Origin of the sequence: Pedobacter sp. KACC 23697 (assembly GCF_045348445.1) — a bacterium.
In the GTDB taxonomy this organism is placed as follows: domain Bacteria; phylum Bacteroidota; class Bacteroidia; order Sphingobacteriales; family Sphingobacteriaceae; genus Pedobacter.
The window spans coordinates 83,936-108,069 of the sequence record NZ_CP157485.1 but is presented as its reverse complement, the minus strand read 5'-3'; the positions used below and the strand labels follow the sequence as shown (position 1 = coordinate 108,069).

Below are 24,134 nucleotides of genomic sequence, written 5' to 3'. Positions count from 1 at the left end.
CTGTTCTGTGCACCAAGTTAACCCCATGCTTACCATTTGTTTACCTATTTTTTACCCTGGCGTTACCTATTTTATTACCTAAAAGGTAAAGGATTAGCAAATAAGTGGTACAGCTGGCACGAAGCAGGAGTTAACCTGGTCCCTGCAAAGGGTAGTAAATAAATGAAACCATTCCTATTGTCTGATGATACCATTATACCTACAATTGCAAGCGCAGAAAATAGTTTTAGTTGGCCACTCCGCAAAACCTGTAAGCACCGCAGCCTTATTTTGTATAAAATAGCGTCCCCAAAAGGATTAGTATAGAGATAAAAACTTCCAAAAAGTAATCAATTTTATTGACTACCAACGCTTTAAACTATTTTTCACATTTCTTTTTAATAGAATGTATATTTATTCTATATTTGCAACTCTTAAAAATAACCACATCAGTATTTACATTTATCTGTAAATATTTAGCCCGGCGGGGTAGCTCAGATGGTTAGAGCGCAGGATTCATAACCCTGAGGTCGGCAGTTCGATCCTGCTCCCCGCTACTTGATTATCAAGCCTTTAGACTTAAAAATCTAAAGGCTTTTTTTATTGTTATCGTATTGTTAACGTCACTTGCAATCCTGCTTTCGTATGCATCAAATATACAATTTTATAAATCTCCTGAAATTTCAATCTAAATTTGTAGATTAGAATTTCAATAAATTATGCCGTTGGAAGTAATCTGTATCGAGGAAGAAGCATTCTATGTACTGCTTGAGAAAGCAGTCGAACGTCTTTCGAAAAATAACCCACCTAAGAAAGATAAATGGATTTCCGGTGAGGATGCAATGAAAATACTGCACATCACCAGTACTACCACACTACAAACTTTACGTGATACTGGCAAAATCAGATATTCACAACCAATGAAAAAAGTAATTCTTTATGATGTAGATTCAATATACGCTTATCTAGAAGACAATTCTTATGAGACTTTCTGATATGGGAGAAAACTTTTTCAATGAAACGGAATATATTGATGGCTTCAACCTCGGTTACAAGATAGCACAGGAATTTCCTGAGTTGGCTGAAATCATTGGACAGGCAAAATCGAAGAGCGATAGGTTCGATGGACTAAAAGATGGCAGACAACAATTTCTCGAAGAGCAATTAAAAGAAAAAGCTATTGAACAGGATAAAAACCATGATACACCTGCCTGGTTAAAGGATGATCGAATGGGAAATCTAGATAAGGGATTTGATAAGCCAAAATCGAAAGATATTGAGCCTGATTTGTAAGTCTAATCTATTTCCAAATCCATATCATCTCTATTTTTTGAGAACTGGTTTTTAAGATCGAAATCTTGATCCTTGTCTTCTCGTAGAATTTTCGAACTCGCAAGATTATCAACCGCTAGATCAATCTCCTTGTCATCATTGCCAAGTTGAACATTACCTGCGGCATTAGTTATTTCTTCTTCTTGTTTAAGCAATAGTGTTTTGTATTTTACACCGTCAGGTATTGACCATTCGTGATTGAATGTATCAACTTCCTGATCCATTTGCTCCACATATCCTTCAGGAAGATTGTCTCTCGATTGAAAGGCAGCTGTAATGTTTAAATGTCGCTGTTTCATATCTGACCAGGTCTTATCTCGCAATTCGTGATAACTCTTTTTTTGTTGGTCGTGCTTTTCGTATAATTTATCTAAACTCATTCAGATGTGGTTTATTTTAGATTTAATCTGTAACTTTTATTGCGGTACTGGCGAAAGTAGCTAGCTTAGGCGCATTAATTTAGATCTCTATTGAAATATCAGATATAACCCATACCGTACTATAGATCGCAAAGGAAAAAGTATATAATCTTTTTGACGAAAGTGGTTCTAGCAGGTCTAATGTATTGCTCAATTCTTCTGGATCACAGCCCGTTCGATATCTAAGGAGTTCCCCAATATCCGTTTTCAAAAGATCTTTGATTTTGATATGATTTAAAGACAATCCCGCAATATCGGCCTTTTTCTTAAATGCTAAGATTTTTTCGGCAAAGATATCTAATTCTCTAAGATTCAGTGATTTCAAATCATATAACTCCGCCGAGGACTCTATGTATTGTTTTGACTCGAAGTAGACCTTACAACTCGCCGAGTCACCATCAACTGAGACGTCCCATACATGTAATTTTTTTATAAATACTATATTTTCGTTATGGCTACTAAAATCATCGAAGTTATTTTTCCAATACGCCTTTTGATAGTAGGGAGATAACAAATTCCACGCTTTTTGCATTTCCTTAATAGCGATAAAATTATAGTATTTTTCTACCAGAGTAGTTAGGGTGTCTTGTTCCTTTATAAGGGTTTTTGAATCGTAGGCCGAACCGTCATTTTCAGAGAATTGTGCATCTAAATTGCTATTTTCCAAAAAAACGTTTCCATTTACTTTATCATAGACAACAAAATACTTATACTTTTCGATAAACTCGGGGTAATACTTTTCCAAAAAGGTCTGAAAATAAAGGCTCGCTACGTTTGTAAGTTCAACTACTTTTCCTGCAACATTGAATGGAATTTCGACATCTATATACTTTAATGCTGCGATGAAAAGATCTTCATTAATGTCACACATGCCATCCTTAACATAGCATTTTACACGGTAAAAAATTCGATTCTCTGAGCTGTAGGTGCCAAATAAACCCAATACTGGGTATTCATCAGTTTTGTGACTTTTTACCTCCCAAATTTGAGGAGACCGTCGTCTAAGATCACTAGTCTCACCGTCTTGGAACTCAGTTTCGACATAATGATCGATTAGTATCTCATAAAATCTATTATAAGCTATTTCTGGAATTTTCATTCAAGCGTGGTTTAGAGATTAGCACACAAGATAAGAATTATACATTTTATACAAAAGATACGTGACGTGCAGTATTTACTGTATTAAATGTGACGAATTCTCATCGCTAGATTTACATTATTGAATCAGATGCGTGGCTTATCTTTTGAACTAGCATCAGATACAGAATTGAAACCTTTTAAAAATTCAGCATTATGCTCGATCAATTTATCAAGATAATTTCGGACTCTCGGTGGCGTACCGCGATACCGAATAGCAACAAACTCCGCCTGGAAGTCTTTTATTGCTTGAAGATACCCTGCGGCTTTCTCTTCGCCATGGATACTTTTATATTCCTGAAAATTTTTTTCTGTAATGGGCGCTGCCATCTCTCCAAAAAACTCTCCGTCTTTCGAGTAATCAGCATACCAGTTTGATGGTGGTTTATAGCGTTGCATAAAAAATCTCCTGAAATTTAGTATACATAATCACTATCCCTAATGATAGTCAAGCAAAAAATTTAATTGATTACAGAATTACGCCGAACATCTTAATGGTCAGGCAGCGAAATCCGAGGCGCATAACAGTCGGTTTACAGATTAATCTTTGAAATCATGAGTTTTTCTGATGACCAAAAGAAAATCCTGAGCAGTAACGGCTATAGGCAATCTGCCCTTGATAGTGATAAATACATCAAGGACAACGGCCACTCCGTTTCTAGTACTGGTAATAGGACTACCTTCAACACGAGTTCACATACCAGCAACTGCGGGATTTCTAATTCTTTGTTTGACAAGAAGACAAAGTAGTTAGGTAAGTAAGCTTTCCACAGGTGGTGCTGTGGAAAGCATTTTTAAAAAATTGAATGTATAATTTTAAAACTTAAAAGTATGAAAACTTTTGATTTAGACCAACCTTTACTTGAGTTTGGTTCGAAGGATGGCTTTATCCCTTTTACGATGCGCATGGCATGCGAGGGGATCAGCATTCTTGGTTCTATTGGTTCCGGCAAATCGAGTGGAAGCGCGCGTTATTTCGCGATGAAGATGCTGGAACAGGGTTTTGGGGGGTTAGTCTTGACCGCCAAAAATTCAGAGAAACAGGATTGGATCAATTGGTGCAAACACACGGGTCGTATTCGGGATCTTGTAATCCTGGAACCCAATGGCTTTGAGAGATTTAACTTCATGGATTACCTCGGGAGCCATAGTAGCGGTGCTGGACTAACAGGGAACGTCGTTAACGTACTGAAGACAGTAATCGAAGCAAGCAAAGATGACGGACATCACGGCTCGAACGATGATTTTTGGTCTGGAGCATTAACGATGGTGCTGTCTTTTACAGTTCAGCTTTGTAAAATGGCTTACGGATCGGTATCAGTCGAAACCTTATACGAGATTTGCCAAAGTCTTCCGAAAGAAGGAATTAGAATAGCCCCCGAAAATGGTGCAGAGCCTTCTGCCTTTTATAAGGCACATAGCCTTGTTATTTCTCAGACGAGGGAAAAAGTTGCCGTTTGGAAAACACTTTATAGCGATGAAGCTTTGAAAGAGCTTAAACAAAGTAATAAATACGATGCAGAATTATATAAAGTTCATCCTGAGATCAGACAGGTGAAGCAGATGGACGATTTTTTCATCAACACCCTTAGAACATTAGCTGACAAAACCCGAAGTATTATTGACTTCACAATTAATGGCTTTCTCTTTCAATTCCTACAGGAGCCTGTCTTTTCTCTTTTTTGTAATGGGACATCAACAGTTACACCGGAAATGTGTACGTCAGGAACGATTATTCTTGTGAACATGCCAGTAAAAGAGTTCCACAAAATCGGGCGCGATAGCCAGATTATGATGAAACTCATATTTCAACAGGCGATGGAAAAAAGGCCGATTGAAGATAATACAATGCCAGTTTTTCTGTATGCTGACGAAGCTCAGCTTTTTCTGCATCCGCAAGACACTGTTTTTCAAGCTACTGCGCGATCAAGCAGAATAATCAACTGCTTCATTACGCAGAATCTTCCGAACCTTTTTGTTTCAATGGGCGGCGAAAAAGCAGAATATAAAGTAAAAGCGCTGCTTAGCACGTTTGGAACTAAAATTTTTCATTCAAATAGCTGCGTAGATACAAATGAGTTCAGCAGTTCACTGATTGGTGATGAATTTATAATAGATCAAAGTCAAACTGTTACATACTCCCAAGCCCCGTCGGAGAGCCGAGGCAAATCTTTAAAGCTTGAAAGAATGATGCGACCGGAGGATTTCGTTGACCTTAAAACAGGCTCACCAAACAATCAATTTCTTGTGGAGGGAATAATCCACTGTCAAGGAAACGCAAAGTTTTTCGGTAGAAACTTCCTTAAGGTAAACTTCTTCCAGAAATACCAGCCAAAATTTATTGCCTAAACCTAAATCTTAAAATCATGAAAAAGAATTTGTATATCGTTAAAGGATTAAACTCACGGTCAAACCCGGTTAAAAATTTCATCTACTACTTGTTTGAGGGATTCGCAGACTACGCCAGGATGATATTGGAAGTTTTTGTACGCTCGGATTTCGGAGAAAGATATTTTTCATTGTCATCTGCCATTATCCTGGCATTTGTTCTTGCCCTATTCCCTATCCCCTTTCTGGCTGCCAGATACGCAATGACTGGTGAAATATGGCTTCATATTCTCCTACATTTTGCGACTTGGTACATCTTTTTGGGCTACTTCATAAAAGTGTGCTTGAGACGAAAAAAAGAAATTAAACGAGTGGACAAAACGATGTTTGACACAGAACGCTTCAGTTTATCTCATGGTATTGTAGCATCATGGCTGGTGAATTTCACCTATATGGGCAGGAAATTCAATATCCGTCAGGTAGAGACACTTATTGAGCCAGCATTCTTTTTTATAATTGGGCTTGGTTTAACAATCTTTGGCCAGGCGATTGGTTTATTGATCCTGTTTTCCAGTATCATTTATTCGCTAAGCTACCGCCTCATCTACAAAAAAGGTGATAATTTTATTCTAGATTTTATAGATACCAAGATTGCAAATCGCTTAACCGTATCTGTTTTTGTTGACGGTATCGAAGATGATCCTAGCGGTTATAGAATGCGGGCAAGACGACCTGCCGAAAGAAATACCAGAGAGGATATTGCCAATGGAATTATCCAGGATGACGCGGTTTTCTATGCGGTCTGACTCCTGTTCGCATTGCGACAGGGAAGATGTCTGATGCTTTTTGAACAATTTTTTGGGGCGGTTGCATTTGCACTGCCCTTTTGTATTCACAAGCATAGCCAAGCAAATTTAACCATCCTTATCACTGATTAAGGAAGTCCGAAAGACAACAATACATTCAAATTTTCATCGTATACACAGCGTCATGATTAGGATGATACAATGTCAGTCAACTGACCATGCAAAAAAATATTTCAGCTCGGCGTTGGAACAATCAGATTACTATGTTAGCGACCAAGAATTGCAAGGTCAATTCCATGGTAAAATGGCAGCTCGTCTCAATATCTTAGGGAACACAACTCGTGAAGTATTCTTCAATTTGTGTGAAAATCGTAATCCGAATACGATGAAACCCCTCACCCGCATTACCCGTGGTGATCGCACCATTTTTTATGATATCAATTTCCATGCTCCGAAATCGGTAAGCATTTTAAATATGTTGAATAAAGATGGTCATATTCAGGATGCATTCAAATCGAGTGTGCTTGAAGTGATGAAATCAATTGAATCCGATATGCAAACGCGCATTAGGGTTGGGAACACCCATGCCGATAGAAGAACAGCTGAAATTCTTTTTGCTGAATTCACACACCTCACAGCACGACCAGTCGACGGTGCTACACCAGATTGCCATTTGCATTCTCACTGTACGGTTTTCAACTGCACTTTTGATTCAATCGAGCAAAAGGTGAAGGCGGGGCAGTTCAGAGATATCAAAAGAGATATGCCAATGTACCAAAGTATATTCCATAAGGTCCTTTCTGATAAGCTGATTGACCTGGGTTACACGATTAAGAAAACACCAAAATCCTTTGAGATCGTGGGTGTTCCGCAGGACGCAATCGACTTGATGAGCAAACGAACAAATGAAATCGGACAATTTGCAAAAGAACATAATATAACTGATCGTAGTAAGCTTAGTGAACTTGGCGCTCGAACTCGTAGTGCAAAGCAGAAAGGAATGAGCCTCGAGCAGCTTACTTCCGATTGGAAGCGTCAACTAAGCGAGCTGCCAAGTTATCACGAAACCTCAACTGGCGTTGCTGTACGCTACAAAACAAAGCATAAGAAAATTGAGCTTAATGCTAAGGATTGTGTAAACTATTCCTTTGTTCATTCCTTTGAAAGGGCATCGGTCGTTCCTGAAAGGAGACTCCTAGCTACTTGCTATAGCCACAGTATCGGCCATCGAAATATCTCTATTGATGAGATTGATAAGGAATTTGCTGCTGAACCGCAAATTATTAAGGTTGAGGATCGTAATCGAATTTCCTGCACAACCTTGGAAGTACTGAAAGAAGAACAGCACATGGTTAATCTAGCATTGAAAGGAATAGGACAGCTTTCACCTCTCTTTGATCAACTACCAAATATTAAGGCTACAGATGAGCATTTTAGAGCAATAGAACATATTCTAACTACTAAAAATAGAGTTTCGATTGTTAAAGGTGGCGCGGGTACGGGCAAAACAACGCTAATGAGTGAGGCAGTCGATCTAATTGAGTCCACTGGTCAGAAAGTAACCGTGGTCGCACCCTCTTCCCAGGCATCGCGAAAGGTGCTTCGGGATGAGGGATTTTCTAAAGCCGATACGGTTTCCAAATTGCTGCTCGATAGCGAAATGCAATCGCAATTGAAGAATAATACTCTTTGGGTGGATGAAGCAGGTTTACTCTCCAATCATCAGATGACTAAGCTACTCGAAATCAGTACCCAGCAGAATGCTCGACTCATCCTTGGAGGCGACACCATGCAGCACAGCGCCGTTTTACGTGGCGATAGTTTGCGCGTTTTAAATGTTGTAGGGGGCATTCGGGCAGCAGAAGTTAATAAAGTCTATCGACAAAAAGATGAGCTTTATCGCAAGGCGGTTGAAGATCTTGCCAAGGGGAACGTTAATGAGGGCTTTGAAAAACTTGATAGCCTTGGAGCAATCAAGGAAATTGATCCGATGAAACCGAATGAACAATTAGTCCAGGATTATGTTGCGACAAGAAAGAGCGGAAAAACCGCGCTAATTATTTCCCCAACACATGCGCAGGGCGAGAGTGTTACAAAAGACGTGAGAGAAAAGCTTAAAAATTCGCGCGTAATCGGCAAACGAGAAACATCAATCACAAAACTTCATAACATGAACATGACCGAGGCGCAAAAATCTGACTACCGGAATTATAAAGATGGTAATGTCGTGCGTTTCAATCAAAATGTGGCCAAAATGAAGCGTGGTAGTGTTTGGGAGATTGAATCTATTAGCGATAGCAACATTGTGGTTCATGATAAGAAAGGACAAAGGCACCTCTTACCCATCGACAAGGCGAAAGATTTTGATGTCTATCAATCCTTGACTTTAGCGGTCTCTAAGGGAGATGAGCTGAAAATAACTCATAACTGTTTTGATAAAAATGGAAAACGATTGGATAATGGCCAATCATTGAGACTAAATGAAGTTACAAGATCAGGGGAGATAATTTTAATCAATCCAAACAGTAAATCGACCTTTGTATTGGACAAAAGCTTTGGGCATATTGATCATAATTATTACAATACAAGTAATGCGTCCCAAGGCAAAACCGTGGACGAAATATTTATCTGCCAACCATCTGGTACTTTTTCTGCAACTGATAGTAAGCAATTTTACGTCTCCGTTTCCCGGGGCCGGGATGCTGCACATATCTACACGGATGATAAATTTGCGTTGCTTGAACACGCGTCCGTTCTTAAAGATCGACAAGCGGCATTAGAGTTGTTAGCTGATAGAAATATCAGTGTTGATATCGTTCATTCCCTACAGCGTCAAAAGGAACATCCCCAACCAGAAATAAAAAAGAAACACAGAATAAAGGAGGACTATGAGCCAGGAATTTAGGTTTAGATCTGACGAATTTGATAATCGCGAAAGCGATAACCAATCTCAGGAGGATAACCCGCACTATCGGTTTTACTCAAAGGACGGTAATCTAAGAAATTTCGCGATTACCTGGCCAGATGGTACAAGTAAGTCATATCCATATGCGTTCCTTGTCAAACTTGAATACTTTGCAGACGATGGTCGGGTCGTTATCACGATGACGAGTGATAAAATTGTTATGCACGGAATCAGATTAAAATCGCTGTTTAATGACCTATTTTATCAACTGCCATTGGAAATTACGGTTATTGACAAAAGATATAACCCAACAAGTTCGCAGCTGAAATTTGTTGTGAACGATATAACAGTTATGGCGTAATCATATTTGCTTTTGTAACCAAGAGGCTTTAAAAACTACCCCAATCAGGCTCGGCTTCTGCCACTGCCTGATTTTTGTGTTTAGTCTCCATGGATTGTATAAATTTAACCATTGCCGTCACATTACTGAATATAAGTACACTTTCATCATAATTTAAAATTGGATTATCATGCGCGAAGCTTTTGTTATTCCTAATGTCATTGAAAGCATCCATTATCTGAAATGAAAATTTCACAATTTTATCGGCCATTTGGGACTCGATGAATCCCTTCTCACGAATTATTTTGATATACTTTCCAAATAAGGCATTCACCGTTTCATCTTTTGAATGGTCGATATGGTGGCTGTCGCACAGTTCCTTGAGGAACTTGATCAAGAATGTGTGCAATCGATCTAGTGCCGCTTCAGGTTCGTTCTTCTCGATACTTTCTCGAATTAGTTTGGCCAATGTATGAAAATCTTTATCGTCATTGTTCGCTTGAATTGCGTCTATATGTTCTACAATACTTCCTCCACCTATAAGACGCTCGAAAACGTTTATATATGCTTGATAGAAATTGTTATCCCTATTTCTTCTGTTGTTATTATTGTATTGAATTAGCTCGTCGTATAGAGCTTTCAAAAGTAGACCGACAGTATAGTCGGACTCAAGTTCGACGAACTTTAAAAGTCTTTGTCCTTTGGAACCCGAATTTCCTTCAGAGTATTTGGGATCTTCAATATTTATTTTGGTTACATCAGCAACGAAGTCTTGAAAAGTGTTATTAGAAAAGTCTAACACATAGCCAGACTGAACTAAGCTATCTTTAATCACTTTCTTTTCTTGATACGATAAGTCGGCCATGGTTCTTATTGGAGATACAAATTAATTTATAAATGTAATATTAGCATTTTTATTTCATAAAAATATAGCCCCTCTCGGGGCTATATGATTCTAACAGTCTAGGCTTTCTAAGTATCTAACGGCCTTTGAAGCAGCGCTGGCCGCGCTTACGATCATATTTTTATCATCCTTAAGTTCCTTCAGCCACGAAGCGATATATGCTGCGCTGTTGGGAATTTCATTCCCGGCAATTTCGAATTTAGCATTTAAAAACGATGCAGTTAGCTCAGCAACCAGTTCCTCTTTGGCATAGTTACCTTTCGTAAACTTATCGTTTAAACGTTTCAGACGGGACTCGTGACCGGTCCAGTGACCAAGTTCGTGAAACATTGTTGAGTAATAGTTTTCGCCCGCCGTGCAGTAATCTGTATCGATAAAATGCTCGGTTGGAGGCATCGTGATTACATCATCGGCCCTGTTATAAAAAGCTTGAAAACCTCCATGTTGAATTTTAACCTTAGTGTTTGATACAAATTCTTCAATCGTTTCGATTTTTTCAACTACGTTATCCGTTACTGGATGGTCCCCAACAACTGGAACATAACTTTTTAGTTGTGAACGGTTGAAAACATAAGACTTTTTGATGTATGGAATTCGTTCAATCTCTCCGTCCTTTTCCTTTTCAAAAAAATCATATTTGACGATCATAGTACCTTTTTGTTGGGGCCGGATACTTTCATTGAGTTTGTTCCATTGTTTTAGAGTCGCCCATTCATTTGTCGGAAACTGCTTGTCCATAGCATTTATCCAAAGCAGCAGGATGTTTATACCGTTATAATTTACTCCGGTAGTGAAGTTTATTGGCAGACCAAGAAACTTAGTGGTATCACTGACAAATGGTTTTTTCCAAGGAATGGTTCCCTTTTCTAAAATTTTGATAATAGAATTGGTGATTTGTTGTTGAATGTCCGCTTGTTGCATTGGGCTTTTCTGTGATGATTGATGTTGAGACATGTTTTCCTCATAAAGTTGATGGTTACAGGAAATGTTCAACCGTAAGCTGAATGAACGAACGGCTGAAATTTTGGCTGCGCGAGGAAGCCAAGGCGGGGAAAATTTTAGTTGGAGAAGTGAATTGCTACGGTTATTGACTGTAATAAACCATCAATGGCAGATAGCAGGAAAATTTCGAAACATCTTAGCCGGGAATAAGACCTTTATCCGCAAAAGAATAGTATCCAGTTTGCGTAACGATAATATGATCAAAAATTGGAATGTTCAGGCATTTTCCTGCATTGATAAGTTGATCTGTTATTTTAATATCAGCTTGACTAGGGATTAAGTTACCTGACGGATGATTGTGGGCCAAAATGATACTTGAGGCATTCGCTTTCAAAGCCGTTGCAAAAATAATTCTTGGATCAGCCACACAATGATTTTTACCGCCAGTAGAAATTTCAGAAATACCATAACAATCACAGCACACGTCTAGAAGTAATATCTTGAACTGCTCTAAAAGCTCGATTTTGTTCAAATCCCAATTCGCCATCAGGATGGAGTTCGCATGCTCTGATCGATTGACCTTAACTTTATGAAGAGGGTCTAGACGATTGCGATAATGTATCTCAATTTCTGAAACATTATAGAGTGAATGTTGTGTTTTCATTTTTTCACCGCTAATTCAAGTTAAGCTTATTCATATGCCAGGCATTCACATCACTGAAGCTCGCATATTTACTTTGCATCGGCCGATATAATAATTGTTCTTCAGTAGAGCAAAATTCCTCAAGATGCATAGCCGCCGTTGCTCCCGCTTCATCGTTATCCATCCAAGAGTAAAGCACTTCATATCCATAATTTTTGATGTAGGGAATCGCTTCATTCAGCATTGATGTTGAATTTAAAATGATAATATCATTTTCCAGATGTTTGCCATTCATTTCGGAAATAATTGAAAGAAAATCGAACATGCCTTCAAATACATTAATTCCTCTGGGCTTAGGTTTGTTACCTCGGATAAAGGAAATTGCTTTTGGGCCGACGCATCCTTTGAACATAGGATTTCTTAGTTCATAACCATCCTCCTCGTTTTCTAGGCCTAATGAAGTAATGGTTTTACCTGTAGTTCTATTTAATACTTCAAGCTGTTTTAAGTATCTATCCGCGACATTCAAGGCAATTCCCCTGCTTGATAAATAGTTTCTAAGTCCAAGGTGACGAACTTTGCTAACTCTCTTCAGTTCCAGTTTTGGAGTAGCGGGCATTTCCTTTCCTACAAAGACTGGAAGCGAAACTGCATCTGTACCGATCATATTTTTTAGCCATCGTAAGGCATCGGCTACGGTATCAGATTCATTGCTCGCATTTAGGAAATATCTCACAAATGTAATTGTATCACCTCCCTTAGCTTCACCGAAATCGTACCAGATGTTATGATGGGTACTGATATGGAAGCTTGGCGTTTTCTCTTTTCTGAAAGGGGAAAAGTACCACATACCTTTATCATCATTTTTTTGCGGTTTAAGATTGAGTTTATTTAGAATTTCGGACATGGGAATGCCCTTCGCTTGTTCTATATTCATAGAAGCGTTCTCCAATTTTACATTATTCGAAAAGTTAAATGCCTTTTAAAGGCTTATTTATTTAAGAGCATCTCTGCAACACGATCCAAATCTGAACGGCGATATCGAACAGAGCGACCGAATTTTTGAGGATTTAGATTATAGCGTTTAGTGCAGTCCCAGACAGCGAGCGTTCCTGGAGAAAAGTCCAGATAACGGGCTGCGTTCTTACGGTTATACCATGGGTCCTCATTGATAATATCTTTCATGAATACTCCTGTATGTAATGTTACCACTTGATTTAATTGCAGAATATGTCTGCGAAGCGCAGTGTAATAAAGTAGTGGGCAGGCCTATGTCAATATAAATCGTATTACGTTAATAACAGATAACGTCACGATATTTACGTGTATTAAAATTATGCCCGAACGAACGTGGTTGATATTTTTTTTCGATTGTCGTTTGATTTTCGCAATTTCTTGTGGCTGAAAATTTTGTGATCCCTAGAAGCGAATTGCATCTGTAAGGGGTAATCTGAATATTTTGAATCGAGACTTTATTGATGTGGTACAATTCAAACTCCTGAACGGAATATTGCTAACGAATTTAGCATTTCCATGGTATATTTGAATTATGTGCACAAAAGCTATATCTGTAAATGTCAGGGCATTATCTGACAAACTAAATGTTCCTTTGATAAAGCCCAAAGGCTCGAAGCCATATGCCGCCGCAGATGATGTTCTGCCAACGGATTTGACCCCAGTTATAACTCATTCCAGACCTCGTGAAATTCAGTTTATGCGTTGGGGGTTAATTCCTGCAAATGCATTGGATATCAAGTCCGTTACTCCGATGTTTAATGCTAGAGCGGAAACACTCGATCAAAAAATAACGTTCAAAAATTTGATTATGAGTTCAAGATGCCTCATTTTGGACGCTGGGTTTTATGAGCGCGAGACGCAGGGAAATGAGCGTGTTGAATGGAAAATTACGCCTGTGGAGAATGAATTCTTTTACAAGGCTGGATTATGGACGACGTGGAAAGATCGTTTGAGTGGTGAGATCACTGAAAGCTTTACGATGATCACTTGTGATCCGGGTGAGCATAGTTTTGCCAAAATTCACGACCGAATGCCAATCATCATGAATCAAGCGGAACGACGTTTATGGATGAATCCAAATGCTACGAAAGAGCAATTGCTTGCTTTATTAAAGCCTTGCTCAGAGGATGTTTACAAAGTGATGGAGCATCAGCGCAAGCCAATTACTGGCAAAGGTAGACAATCACCTCCACCATTATTTAATTAGCATTATCTGAAATTTCTCGCCTTCGGAATAACATCTATGTTAGCGTTCTCTCTTACCTGCGTTTTTTTGTTTTGGGAGACAAAAGGCATATCAGTTCTTTGGCAATTAACGGTTGCATTTAATAGTTGGGTCAGGTCGTGACAGCTTTTTACAATGACATGTAGAACTTGCCCTTCTCTTTGCACCCATCCTTCGACCATTAACAATTTGGCTCCCAAGATTTCTTTACGATAAGTTTCAAAAAGCTTTTCAAACACGACTAGATTGACAGTACCTGTTTCATCTTCAATCGTCATAAAACAAACACCACCTGCTGTGCCAGGTCTTTGCCGAGATAAGACCAGTCCCGCAACCTTGATCCTGTTTCCAGCAGTCACCCCGAAAACTTGTTTTGTGGAACAGACCCGCAACCGTGCAAGTTCGTCTCGTGCAAAGCTAATTGGATGCGCTTTAAGTGATAAGGAAGTTGATGCATAATCTTGGATAACGTGTTCGGCGGCACTCATAAAAGGCAGCTCAATCTGTTGCTCTTTTTCAGATGGTGATACGTGTCCTTTAAACAAACCTATCGGTGTATCTGCTAAAGCGGATACCTGCCACAAAGCTTTTCTACGGTCTAACCCCATAGAGCGGAATGCGTCTGCATCTGCAAGGCGTTCTAAAGCACTTTGCGATACACCTGCCGTATAAATTTCACTAACTGATTTATAAGGAATTTCGCGCTTGGCAATGAGGATCAAAATATCTTCTTCACGAATACCTTTAATCATCCTAAAACCTAGACGGATTGGAAAAAATTGTCCCTTTCGTTCCTCAAGCAAGCAATCCCACTCCGAGAAATTCACATCTACAGGTTTCACTTCAACATGATGGTTTTTTGCATCTGTCACAATTTGCGCAGGCGCATAAAACCCCATCGGTTGACTGTTTAATAAAGCGGTTGCAAAGACATCGGGATAGTAGCATTTCATCCAAAGTGAAACATAGACCAAGAGCGCGAAGCTCGCAGCATGACTCTCAGGAAAGCCATAGCTTCCAAAACCCTCTAACTGCTTAAATATCCTTTCTGCAAATTCCTTAGTATAGCCTCTAGCAGTCATGCCACTAATTAGCTTTTCTTCATAAGCATTGACGAGTCCTTTAAATTTAAACGTAGCCATGCTTCGTCGCAGTCCATCGGCATCAGATGGAGAAAAACCTGCGGCCACCATGGCAATTTTCATAGCCTGTTCTTGAAACAAAGGTACTCCTAAAGTTCTGCCTAAAATCTCCTCAAGTTCTTTTGATGGGTATGAGATTGGCTCCTCTCCATTACGTCTTCTCAAATAGGGATGTACCATGTCGCCTTGTATTGGCCCCGGTCTTACAATAGCAACCTCAATGACTAAATCATAAAAGCATTTAGGCCGCAATCTTGGCAGCATGGATTGTTGTGCGCGGCTTTCAATCTGGAACACGCCAATTGTATCTGCACGGCTAGCCATTTCAAAAACTTTAGCATCATTTTGTGGGATACTCGCTAATGTCCAGTCTTTGTTATAGTGCTGTTTGCACAAGTCAAAGCCTTTACGAATGCATGTCAACATCCCTAAAGCAAGTACATCTACTTTTAGAAACCCCAACGCATCGATATCGTCTTTGTTCCATTCGATATTCGTCCTATCTGCCATCCTTGCATTCATAATCGGGCAAAGGTCACTGAGTTTCCCATTTGTAACTACAAAGCCGCCCGTATGTTGTCCTAATTGCCTAGGAAAACCCATCATTTCACCCGTAAGCTTCAAAACTTTAAGCAGATGTGGGTCATGCGGATTTAAACCTTGCTCAATTAGGCGCTGTGGTTCAAACCATTCATCTGTAAATTCCCAGATAGCGGCAGAAAGTCTATCAATAGTATCCTGCGATAAACCCATTACTTTTCCGACATCGCGAATAGCCCCTTTTTGCCTCTGCTGTGTAACAGTTGCAACGATTGCCGCCCGATCCCGACCGTATTTATCATAGATATATTGAATGATTTCTTCTCGGCGTTCATGCTCAAAGTCAACATCAATATCAGGCGGTTCGTTCCGAGCGCTTGAAATAAAACGTTCAAACAATAAATCGAATTCGTCAGGATTGACAGAAGTAATCCCTAACACATAGCATACAGATGAGTTAGCGGCAGACCCCCGCCCCTGACAAAGAATTTGGCGTTTCCTTGCTTCTTTAACAATGTCATATACAAACAGAAAATAATTAGCGTATTCCATTTGCTTTATGAATTTCAGCTCATGATTTATGTTATTGATAATTTTTTCAGGTGGGTTATCCCCAAATCGTTCTCTTACCCCTTCCCAAGTTAGGTGTGTCAGTTCCTCAAACGGTTTACGTCCGCTTTGATTTATTTCTTCAGGGTAATTATAAACAAGTTCATCAAGTGAAAAATTACACGCTTTCGCAATTTTCCCACTATTCTCTACAGCATCGGGATAAAGCCGGAAAAGCCTTTCCATTTCTTTCGCATCTTTTAAAAAGCGTTCAGCATTACTATGGAGAAGAAAACCTGCCTGATCGATTGTACATTTTTCTCTCACGCAAGTTAAAACATCCTGCAACTCACGGCGTGATGTGCAATGGTAATGCACATCATTTGTTGCTACCATTGGAACTTTATAGCGATTAGACAACTGTTGTATTCTGAAAAGCCGTTTGTTATCGTTGCTTTTATAGTTACGATTTGCAGCAATATATAATTGTCTTATTGATTTACTGTAATCCTGAACATCCTTTTCAAATGCAGCCTCGAAATTAAAAAGTTGATCAAGCTTCTCAGGCGGAATGATGATATAAATTATTCCTTCTGTACAATCAAAAACATCTTTCCTATAAAGATGGCACTCTCCCTTTTCAGCTCTTAAATTACCTGTTGTTAATAAGCCTGATAATTTTGAATAGGCCGCTTTATCCGTAGGGTAAGCAAGTAAGCTTGGGCCATCTATCAAATCCAAGCGGCATGCCGGAATAATTTGAATACCTTTTTTCTTAGCTGCATCATGCCCCCGAACAATTCCCGCAAAGGTATTTCTATCTGTAATAGCAATTTTTGAATAACCTAAATCAGCGGCATGGTTCACCATTTCGTCCGGGTGTGAACCTCCACGAAGAAAGCTGAAATTAGTGGTTGTCTGTAGCTCTACATATCCCATGATGCTTAAGCAAAAAATCCGTGCAAAAACCATTGAGTTTGTCGCGCACCGTAATGGCCGGATCGATATAACCAATATCGTTTACCATGTTGGTTTTCTACGACGTAATAATCACGGTGTTCACCCTTATCTAACCACCATTCACGCTCTATTCGTTCAGGTCCATCAGCACGTTTAATTACATGTAGATCATCTTTGTAACGAAAATTCATTGGTGGATAATCAGGAATTGGCGCTGTCACCTGAATGAGTTCGGGAACATTGAGTAGCTGCGTGGGTCGCATCGCATCTGTTGGCCAATAGGTTTGGGGCAATTCTTTTGAATTGGTTGTAGCTTTGATAGACCTTTCTGGCCAATAGCGTTCCAAAGGCAAATAACGTTTAATGGCCTTAACCCCAACTTTGCCAGCTAGTTTATCTAAAAGTTCTAAAACGCCATTATCTGCCAAACCAGTTTTTCCCGTCCAAAGTGATTTTTGAGTTACATCGGCATCTTCTATTCGGGTGACCTCCAACACGAATAGCTCTATCCCTAATCCAGGTCTGATTGTTTCTATCTTTTGCTCAAAGAGTTTAAAGAGATGTTCGATATGACATGTTGCTTGATTGGTGCCTATTTCAACAATCTGTTGCTTGCCATCCACACGGAAGGTTTTGAAAACAGCATTTCTAACACCTTTGCCTTCATCCATAAGACGATTGCACATCGCTTTCAAAAGCTCTTGCATAGCAATTTCAATCCCGACCCGCGTGCGGATTGGTTCAAGTGATGAAAGCCGCTCTTGATATGGCTCTGGAACATTGATGGGTTTAAAGTTCTCGTCAATTTCGCCGTAAGCCTGCATAAGTCTTAACAGTAATTGATCACCAAAGCGACGGCGGAGGCTTGAATTCGGTATTATTGATAATGAATGGATCGTCCTAAATCCAAGCTTTCTCAGTTTTTCTAAAGTTATCTCGTCCAACCGAAGCGCAGTTGGAGGCAAGTTTGACATTGCTGCTTTTTGAGAGCCAGGTGGGATTACTGAATTTCTGGAGTATCTTGCCATGGCCCAAGCTGTACCGATGGTATCCGCAATTGCAGCTTTAACCGTATATCCTTTACTATTAAAACGGTTTGTTACCTCTTGTACATAAGCTTCTTCACCGCCCCACAAATGTGTACATCCGGTGCAATCAAAGAATAAACCATCAGGCAAATTAAGTGAAACAAGCGGTGTGTAACGAACACACCATTCTCCGATAGCGGTTAGCAATTTTAGTTCTCTACCCTCACTATCCTGTTGGACACAGAGATTGGGTAGGATGGCTTTTGCATCCGCCACCCGCATGCCTACATGTAATCCATGCGATTGAGCAATTGCATTGCTTGCAGAAATAATAAGACGGTTTTTTTCAGAAGTTGAAAACACCAAAGCGGATTTCGCGAGATCAGGCTGGCGCAGCGTTTTCCAATCTGTCTTAAGCATTGGAAACCATATCGACATATATCGCTTATGCACGTAGCCTCCCGATTTTTTGAAAGCTTATTTCATGTTTAGATTGCTCAATATGGTTATGCCTTATTTGGAACTGGTTTCCGTGCCATTCAACTTGCCAAACCCCAGGCTGTCCGTTGCGGACTCTCAGAAGTTCGACATTCCATCTTGGAAAACCAACGCCAGGCATTCCACTTTCTGTTTCACTAGGAAGAGCCGATATACGCCATCGGGAGACGCAGGTTGTCGTATTAAGTTTCGCTTCATCTGTTCGCAGAACAAATCCAGTTACATGGCTTTCTTCTATTGCTAATTGCAACCGCTTTGATTGCATAAAAGAAAGTTCACTCAGCTCTGCAACGACTGCCGTGATGCCCTGGCATTTAAGACCTTCCTCTAATGCCCACAGAACCTCCTTTTCCTTTTTGGCATCGACGAATACAATTTGATGTGGTTCTACTCCAAAGGCCTTAATTGATGGTGGGAAAAGATTGCGTCCTACACTAATCCATAAGATAAGGCTCTCTGGAGTCGTAAGAGATGAGAGCAATGCACTCAGAAATCCGCTACAAGCGGCGGCTTCTTCTCCTTTTTGAAAAAGCATTTCATGAATCATCCCAATAGGAAAAACACCATTTGGAAACGCAGCTTCAATTTCAGGTAAACCTTTGATCTGATAAGCTGTAACCAATTCAGGTTTATATCCTTGCTTGGCAAGAATTTCATTCCGCAGACGATTGATTATATCCTGTTTCGCTTCCATCATTACAATCTCAATAGTGATCAAATGTTGTTGGAAACTGTAAAAAGTAATCTTTAGATACTTTATTAAATATGCAGTTTATAAAGGGTACTCAACATTACCAATCAACATTCATGAAAATAGTCCTAAATAAGACTATATATATGAATATACTCCCATTAAAAACTATTTGCAACATCAAAATTGCTAATATTTTTAGTAATTTAAAAATATAGTTTCTAACAAAAGGATTTATGAATTAGTTAATTTAATTGTAGAGATTTCTGGTAACGACTAGCTACGTATTTTTATATGTGTCATATGTTTTCCTATATTAGATAAAACTTACTCTTATAAAAATGCTAAAAAAATTAACGTTTCAAGCAATTGATGGATATGAATATCCCATAACAGTAGAACAAATAAAATTCGTCGATAACGGAATAGGCCGAGTTAAATTTAAAATTCAAGATATAGTATCAAAAGGAATTTTACAACGTGTAGGTAATGAATGGATACAATTGGAAGGTGATATCAAAGCTTCACATATTTCACCAATTGGCGCGGTAATTCGCTTAAATTTTGACACTTAAAGATCTGACCTTTGGCAATTATTCTTTGTATAATTATACAATGATGCGTGCTATTATTTCAAAAATATTTTGAGTATAAATTTAACCAATTGACCATCCACTAAGCAAATGTTCATAAATAATATACGTATTGAAGGCTTTCGAAACTTTAAAGATAGCCAAATAGACTTCAATGAAGGTGTTAACGTCATTATCGGACACAATAATGCGGGCAAAACTAACCTACTTCGAGCGTTATCACTTATTCTTGATAACAAAACTCCTCGAAAACTAGAAATTGATGATTTCAATAAAAATATTCCGTTGGCCGATCTTCGCGCGCAACCTCCAAAGGTAATTGTTACTCTATCAATTAATGAGAGTCAGAATGAAGATTTAATGGGAGATGACTTAGTTACAGTCTCTCCGTGGTTGACCAAACTAGAATCTCCATATGAAGCAAAATTGACTTATGTCTTTTTTTTACCAGAGGCTGAACACCAAGCCTACACAGATGCATTAGCAGGGGAAACAGAACCAAAAAATGCTTGGCTAATAATCAAACATAGTTTTTTAAGGAAATATGTGCACAAAATTTATGGGGGCAATCCTGCGCTTCAAAGCCAGGCCGACTCAGAAAATCTACATAAATTCGATTATCAGTTTTTGCATGCTATTCGTGATGTAGAACGTGATATGCTGACAGGAAGAAACTCTTTGCTAAGAGAAGTAATAGATTTCTTTATGGATTTTCAGATTAAAAGTGATAATACCAAGGACAAAGCGATAAAATATAGTGAAATAGCAGCCCACAAACAAACATTCTCGACTGATGCCCTTGCGTTAATCTCACAGTTACAATTTAGAATGAAGGAAGGTCGCGACCATATAATGAAATATGCCGATGAAACGGGAGCGGCATTTGATGGCGCTAAACCTGGCTTTGATGGTCAAATATCCGAAATCGAAATGTACTCAGCTTTAAAACTAATTATTACTCACACAACTGGAATTGAAATTCCCGCCACACATAATGGCTTGGGCTATAACAATCTGATTTATATGTCCTTACTACTTGCAAAAATGCAAGTAGATACTGATGGTGAGTACCTTGGTAGTAATGCGAAAGTGTTTCCAGTGTTAGTTATAGAAGAGCCGGAAGCACACCTACACCCTTCTTTACAATACAAGCTTTTAAAGTTTTTGCACTCCAAAGATACTCAAAACGCCCGGCAGATTTTTATTACTAGTCATTCGACCAACATTACTGCAGCAGTCTCGCTTGACCAAATTATTTGCTTAAGTGGTGATAGTAGTGGAAGAGTAAATATAGGTTATCCGGGAAAAGTATTTGCAGACGATATAGCTGGACGCAATTCAAAAGCATATGTTCAAAGATTTCTGGATGCGACACGCTCTGACATGCTTTTCGCAAGAAATGTTATCTTGGTTGAAGGTATTTCGGAACAGATTCTTGTTCCAACATTAGGGCGCTACGTTGGAAAAAACATTGAAGATACACATACGGTTGTCATAAATGTTGGAGGAAGATACTTTGATCATTTTCTAAAATTGTTCGACTCAAATAATCCTTACACGATTCACAAAACGGTTGCTTGCATAACTGATCGAGACCCAACAAGGAAAAAAATAGGCGCAGGTAATAAGCATACTAAATGTTATCCCTTCGAACTCCACCAAGATACTCCTTCGTATGAATATGCAATTTCTGGCCATAGTCAGGTTGCACAATATTTAACACATCCTAATATTAGATTTTTCACTCAAAACCAAGCCTTTGGCAAAACTTTAGAATATGAACTAATGTTATCAAATCCTTTTTGTGATTTGTTAATTACTGACAGTGTTTCAAATCAAGCGGAGCTAACTGCATTGGCAACCCACTTCATGAAGGGGGAAGTTGTTGCAGATGTTGTTACTGCCGGTACGATGCATAGTAGCGATGAAAATAATCGTATTTTAGATTCTCTTACTGCTTGTACGGGAGCGGAGTGGGATGATAATACAAAAATGACAGCTTTACTCGCAGCTAGATATTTAAATAGTCTTTCAAAAGGCGGTAACGCATTAGAAATTGCTGCTAATTTAGAGTCAAATTTGCAAAAGCCGATTTGCGAACATTTTTCTGTACCATCGTATTTGAGCGATGCAATCACTTGGGCATGCCAATAATCATTAATTCAGATCATATTTTACCTGATATTGAGCATCATTTTAAAGTGCTCGCCGGACCAGGTGCAGGAAAAACTCGTTTCCTGGTAAACCATATAAAAAATATCTTACACAATAGTGAAAGACTAAAGATCCAAGGGAAAATTGCTTGTATCACTTATACGAATGTAGCTACTGAAACTATATTAAAAAGAGTAGGTGATCATGGAGGCAGATTAGAGATTAGTACGATTCATAGTTTCCTGTATGCTCATATTGTAAAACCATATGTTCATATGATTGCAAATGATTATGATCTAGATGCATCAAATCTATCTGGTCACGATGATATTGTCCTTAGCGGCTATCAAACAATTCAAGATTGGAAAGCAAAAACAGGGCAACAACATTTAAGAGATGATGGATTAATTGTTGATACTTGGAATAGTTTGAAATGGAAATTTGACACCTCGAACCCAGAGCAGCTGATTATTCGCCCCCCTTACCCTGTACAATACTTCACTAACGACGGTTATTTAGGGTATAAAAAGCTTTTATGGTCAAAAGGTCTACTACATCATGATGACGTTTTATTTTTCAGCTATGAATTGGTAAGAAAAAAACCTTTTGTCCTAACTGTATTAAGGGCGAAATTCCCATATTTTTTGGTTGATGAATTCCAAGATACTAGCCCAATTCAAATTGCATTATTAAAGCTAATTGGTGCACAGGAAACAATAATCGGAGTTGTTGGAGACGAAATACAATCCATTTATTCATTTTTGGGAGCAGTTCCGGGGCAACTAAATTCCTTTTCCCTTCCAAACATTACTGATTATGAGATTCAGGGAAACTGGCGAAGTACGAATGAAATTGTTGGCCTGCTCAACAGACTTAGGCCAACCCTGATTCAACAACCCTTACGAAACATTGCAGGTTCGAACCCTACTATTATTATTGGTGATAAATTAGCCGCATTAGCATGGATCGCAACGCAGCATTCTCCCGACAACATATTTTCACTATGCCGTGAAAACTCAACAGCAAATGCTATAAAAAAAGGCCTAGGAATAAATCTTCATACGGATTTATTGCAGAAGCTGAAGTCTGCTGATTTAACTAGCGAGCGTAGACGTGCAGTATCAGATTCAATCAAAGCTGTAGAATATGCAAGATTAGGTTACTTTAAAGATGCCTTAAAAGTACTCGGGAGATTGTTTAACAGAAATAAGACTGTTGATGATCAGAAGCGGACTTTAACTGCTTTAAGAAAGCTTATAGATAATTACAGCAGCTATGCTTCTGGCAATCTAATAGACATGGTAGATTTTATAAGAGCAAATATAAAACCGTTTTCTGGACTTCGTACTGGTGCTGCACACACATTTTACATTGGAACACCATATAGCCACATTTCGATTGCGGTAAAAAATTTGTATGAAACAGGAAGTTGCAGAACTATACACAAATCAAAGGGTGACGAATTCGATTGTGTATTAGTGATTTTAGAAGGCAGGCGTGGAAATGCTTTTAACGAGAACAATGCCTTATCGTTTTTATTAAGCCCAAATCTGGCTTCGAATGAAGAGCATCGTATTCACTATGTTGCACTAAGTAGATCTCAGAATAATTTGTTTATTTCCAGCCCTAGCTTGTCTGCTGCCAATGAAACAAGATTTAAGGCTATGGGAATAGATGTGCAACGACTTCCATAGATCAGAAATAAAAAATTGATTGACAGAAATTCTTAGTTGTACAGCATTGTGCTCGATCACTGTTAGCGTTATGAAACCATATATCAATGTGATTTTTCTTGACGGATTCAAATTGTGGTTACATAATTTATAATGTCCAACTAAATGCAACCTAGTCTTAAAGATAGATTGGGGAAACGGATTTTCTGATTAAGTTTTTATTTTTTTCTTTTAGGTGGTTACAAGCAGGTTTAGTATCCCCCTGTCTCCGCCAATTTATGGCAAATGACTTTAATTGGCATTAATTGTCATTAATGAAGTCATTGAAA

20 protein-coding genes and 1 tRNA gene are annotated in these 24,134 nt (G+C 38.8%); 11 read left to right on the top strand and 10 right to left on the bottom strand.

Annotation, left to right across the window (positions count from 1 at the left end):
• Window positions 1–462: 462 nt before the first annotated feature.
• The 3 genes from ABEG20_RS00435 to ABEG20_RS00425 all read left to right on the top strand — a co-directional run bounded on the left by ABEG20_RS00435 (window position 463) and on the right by ABEG20_RS00425 (window position 1,272).
• Window positions 463–536, top strand: a tRNA-Met gene (locus ABEG20_RS00435).
• Window positions 537–698: 162 nt separating this feature from the next.
• On the top strand, window positions 699–974 hold the full coding sequence (locus ABEG20_RS00430) for a DNA-binding protein (RefSeq protein WP_406825451.1): 276 nt from the start codon (window positions 699–701) through the stop codon (window positions 972–974).
• On the top strand, window positions 961–1,272 hold the full coding sequence (locus tag ABEG20_RS00425; RefSeq protein WP_406825450.1) for a hypothetical protein: 312 nt from the start codon (window positions 961–963) through the stop codon (window positions 1,270–1,272). Before ABEG20_RS00430 ends, ABEG20_RS00425 begins: the two co-directional genes overlap by 14 nt.
• Before the next feature lie 2 nt (window positions 1,273–1,274).
• Here the strand turns inward: ABEG20_RS00425 and ABEG20_RS00420 are convergent, their stop codons facing one another.
• From ABEG20_RS00420 to ABEG20_RS00410, 3 genes are all read right to left on the bottom strand, one after another.
• Window positions 1,275–1,691, bottom strand: coding sequence for a hypothetical protein (locus ABEG20_RS00420; RefSeq protein ID WP_406825449.1), 417 nt, complete (start codon window positions 1,689–1,691; stop codon window positions 1,275–1,277).
• Between the two features lie 79 nt (window positions 1,692–1,770).
• A complete protein-coding gene (locus tag ABEG20_RS00415; protein WP_406825448.1) occupies window positions 1,771–2,829 on the bottom strand; it encodes a hypothetical protein in 1,059 nt (352 codons plus the stop codon).
• A 125-nt stretch (window positions 2,830–2,954) separates the two neighbouring features.
• Window positions 2,955–3,266, bottom strand: a complete 312-nt coding sequence (locus ABEG20_RS00410; RefSeq protein WP_406825447.1) for a hypothetical protein — start codon at window positions 3,264–3,266, stop codon at window positions 2,955–2,957.
• Window positions 3,267–3,698: 432 nt separating this feature from the next.
• Between ABEG20_RS00410 and ABEG20_RS00405 the strand changes: the two genes are divergently transcribed.
• The 4 genes from ABEG20_RS00405 to ABEG20_RS00390 all read left to right on the top strand — a co-directional run bounded on the left by ABEG20_RS00405 (window position 3,699) and on the right by ABEG20_RS00390 (window position 9,267).
• Window positions 3,699–5,216: a TraM recognition domain-containing protein gene (locus ABEG20_RS00405; RefSeq protein ID WP_406825446.1), complete on the top strand. Its 1,518-nt coding sequence runs from the start codon at window positions 3,699–3,701 to the stop codon at window positions 5,214–5,216.
• A gap of 17 nt (window positions 5,217–5,233) precedes the next feature.
• Window positions 5,234–6,001 (top strand): hypothetical protein, encoded by a 768-nt coding sequence (locus ABEG20_RS00400; protein WP_406825445.1) that lies wholly within the window; start codon window positions 5,234–5,236, stop codon window positions 5,999–6,001.
• A gap of 184 nt (window positions 6,002–6,185) precedes the next feature.
• Window positions 6,186–8,906 carry a MobF family relaxase gene (gene mobF / locus ABEG20_RS00395; RefSeq protein WP_406825444.1) on the top strand — a complete coding sequence of 907 codons (2,721 nt, stop codon included), beginning with the start codon at window positions 6,186–6,188 and terminating at the stop codon, window positions 8,904–8,906.
• On the top strand, window positions 8,890–9,267 hold the full coding sequence (locus tag ABEG20_RS00390) for a hypothetical protein (protein ID WP_406825443.1): 378 nt from the start codon (window positions 8,890–8,892) through the stop codon (window positions 9,265–9,267). The genes mobF and ABEG20_RS00390 overlap by 17 nt, the downstream gene beginning before the upstream one ends.
• 28 nt (window positions 9,268–9,295) lie before the next feature.
• Here the strand turns inward: ABEG20_RS00390 and ABEG20_RS00385 are convergent, their stop codons facing one another.
• From ABEG20_RS00385 to ABEG20_RS00370, 4 genes are all read right to left on the bottom strand, one after another.
• Window positions 9,296–10,111, bottom strand: coding sequence for an abortive infection family protein (locus ABEG20_RS00385; protein WP_406825442.1), 816 nt, complete (start codon window positions 10,109–10,111; stop codon window positions 9,296–9,298).
• Between the two features lie 90 nt (window positions 10,112–10,201).
• The gene (locus tag ABEG20_RS00380; RefSeq protein ID WP_406825441.1) at window positions 10,202–11,104 is read right to left on the bottom strand and encodes an ArdC family protein; all 903 of its coding nucleotides are present in this window, start codon (window positions 11,102–11,104) and stop codon (window positions 10,202–10,204) included.
• A 184-nt stretch (window positions 11,105–11,288) separates the two neighbouring features.
• Window positions 11,289–11,756: a RadC family protein gene (locus ABEG20_RS00375; protein WP_406825440.1), complete on the bottom strand. Its 468-nt coding sequence runs from the start codon at window positions 11,754–11,756 to the stop codon at window positions 11,289–11,291.
• Window positions 11,757–11,766: 10 nt separating this feature from the next.
• Window positions 11,767–12,672: a toprim domain-containing protein gene (locus tag ABEG20_RS00370; protein WP_406825439.1), complete on the bottom strand. Its 906-nt coding sequence runs from the start codon at window positions 12,670–12,672 to the stop codon at window positions 11,767–11,769.
• Window positions 12,673–13,284: 612 nt separating this feature from the next.
• Between ABEG20_RS00370 and ABEG20_RS00365 the strand changes: the two genes are divergently transcribed.
• On the top strand, window positions 13,285–13,959 hold the full coding sequence (locus ABEG20_RS00365; RefSeq protein WP_406825438.1) for an SOS response-associated peptidase: 675 nt from the start codon (window positions 13,285–13,287) through the stop codon (window positions 13,957–13,959).
• A 2-nt stretch (window positions 13,960–13,961) separates the two neighbouring features.
• Here the strand turns inward: ABEG20_RS00365 and ABEG20_RS00360 are convergent, their stop codons facing one another.
• Genes ABEG20_RS00360 through ABEG20_RS00350 form a run of 3 tightly spaced genes read right to left on the bottom strand, consistent with a single transcriptional unit; the run spans window position 13,962 to window position 19,391 of the window.
• The gene (locus tag ABEG20_RS00360; RefSeq protein ID WP_406825437.1) at window positions 13,962–17,147 is read right to left on the bottom strand and encodes an error-prone DNA polymerase; all 3,186 of its coding nucleotides are present in this window, start codon (window positions 17,145–17,147) and stop codon (window positions 13,962–13,964) included.
• Between the two features lie 5 nt (window positions 17,148–17,152).
• Window positions 17,153–18,616 carry a Y-family DNA polymerase gene (locus tag ABEG20_RS00355; protein ID WP_406825436.1) on the bottom strand — a complete coding sequence of 488 codons (1,464 nt, stop codon included), beginning with the start codon at window positions 18,614–18,616 and terminating at the stop codon, window positions 17,153–17,155.
• A 25-nt stretch (window positions 18,617–18,641) separates the two neighbouring features.
• A complete protein-coding gene (locus ABEG20_RS00350) occupies window positions 18,642–19,391 on the bottom strand; it encodes an ImuA family protein (RefSeq protein ID WP_406825435.1) in 750 nt (249 codons plus the stop codon).
• A 335-nt stretch (window positions 19,392–19,726) separates the two neighbouring features.
• Here ABEG20_RS00350 and ABEG20_RS00345 point away from each other — a divergent pair, with 335 nt between their 5' ends.
• From ABEG20_RS00345 to ABEG20_RS00335, 3 genes are all read left to right on the top strand, one after another.
• Window positions 19,727–19,960, top strand: coding sequence for a hypothetical protein (locus ABEG20_RS00345; RefSeq protein ID WP_406825434.1), 234 nt, complete (start codon window positions 19,727–19,729; stop codon window positions 19,958–19,960).
• A 108-nt stretch (window positions 19,961–20,068) separates the two neighbouring features.
• Window positions 20,069–22,132, top strand: a complete 2,064-nt coding sequence (locus ABEG20_RS00340; RefSeq protein ID WP_406825433.1) for an ATP-dependent nuclease — start codon at window positions 20,069–20,071, stop codon at window positions 22,130–22,132.
• Entirely contained in the window at window positions 22,123–23,826 is a 1,704-nt protein-coding gene (locus tag ABEG20_RS00335) for a UvrD-helicase domain-containing protein (RefSeq protein WP_406825432.1), read from the top strand. The genes ABEG20_RS00340 and ABEG20_RS00335 overlap by 10 nt, the downstream gene beginning before the upstream one ends.
• Window positions 23,827–24,134 lie beyond the last annotated feature (308 nt).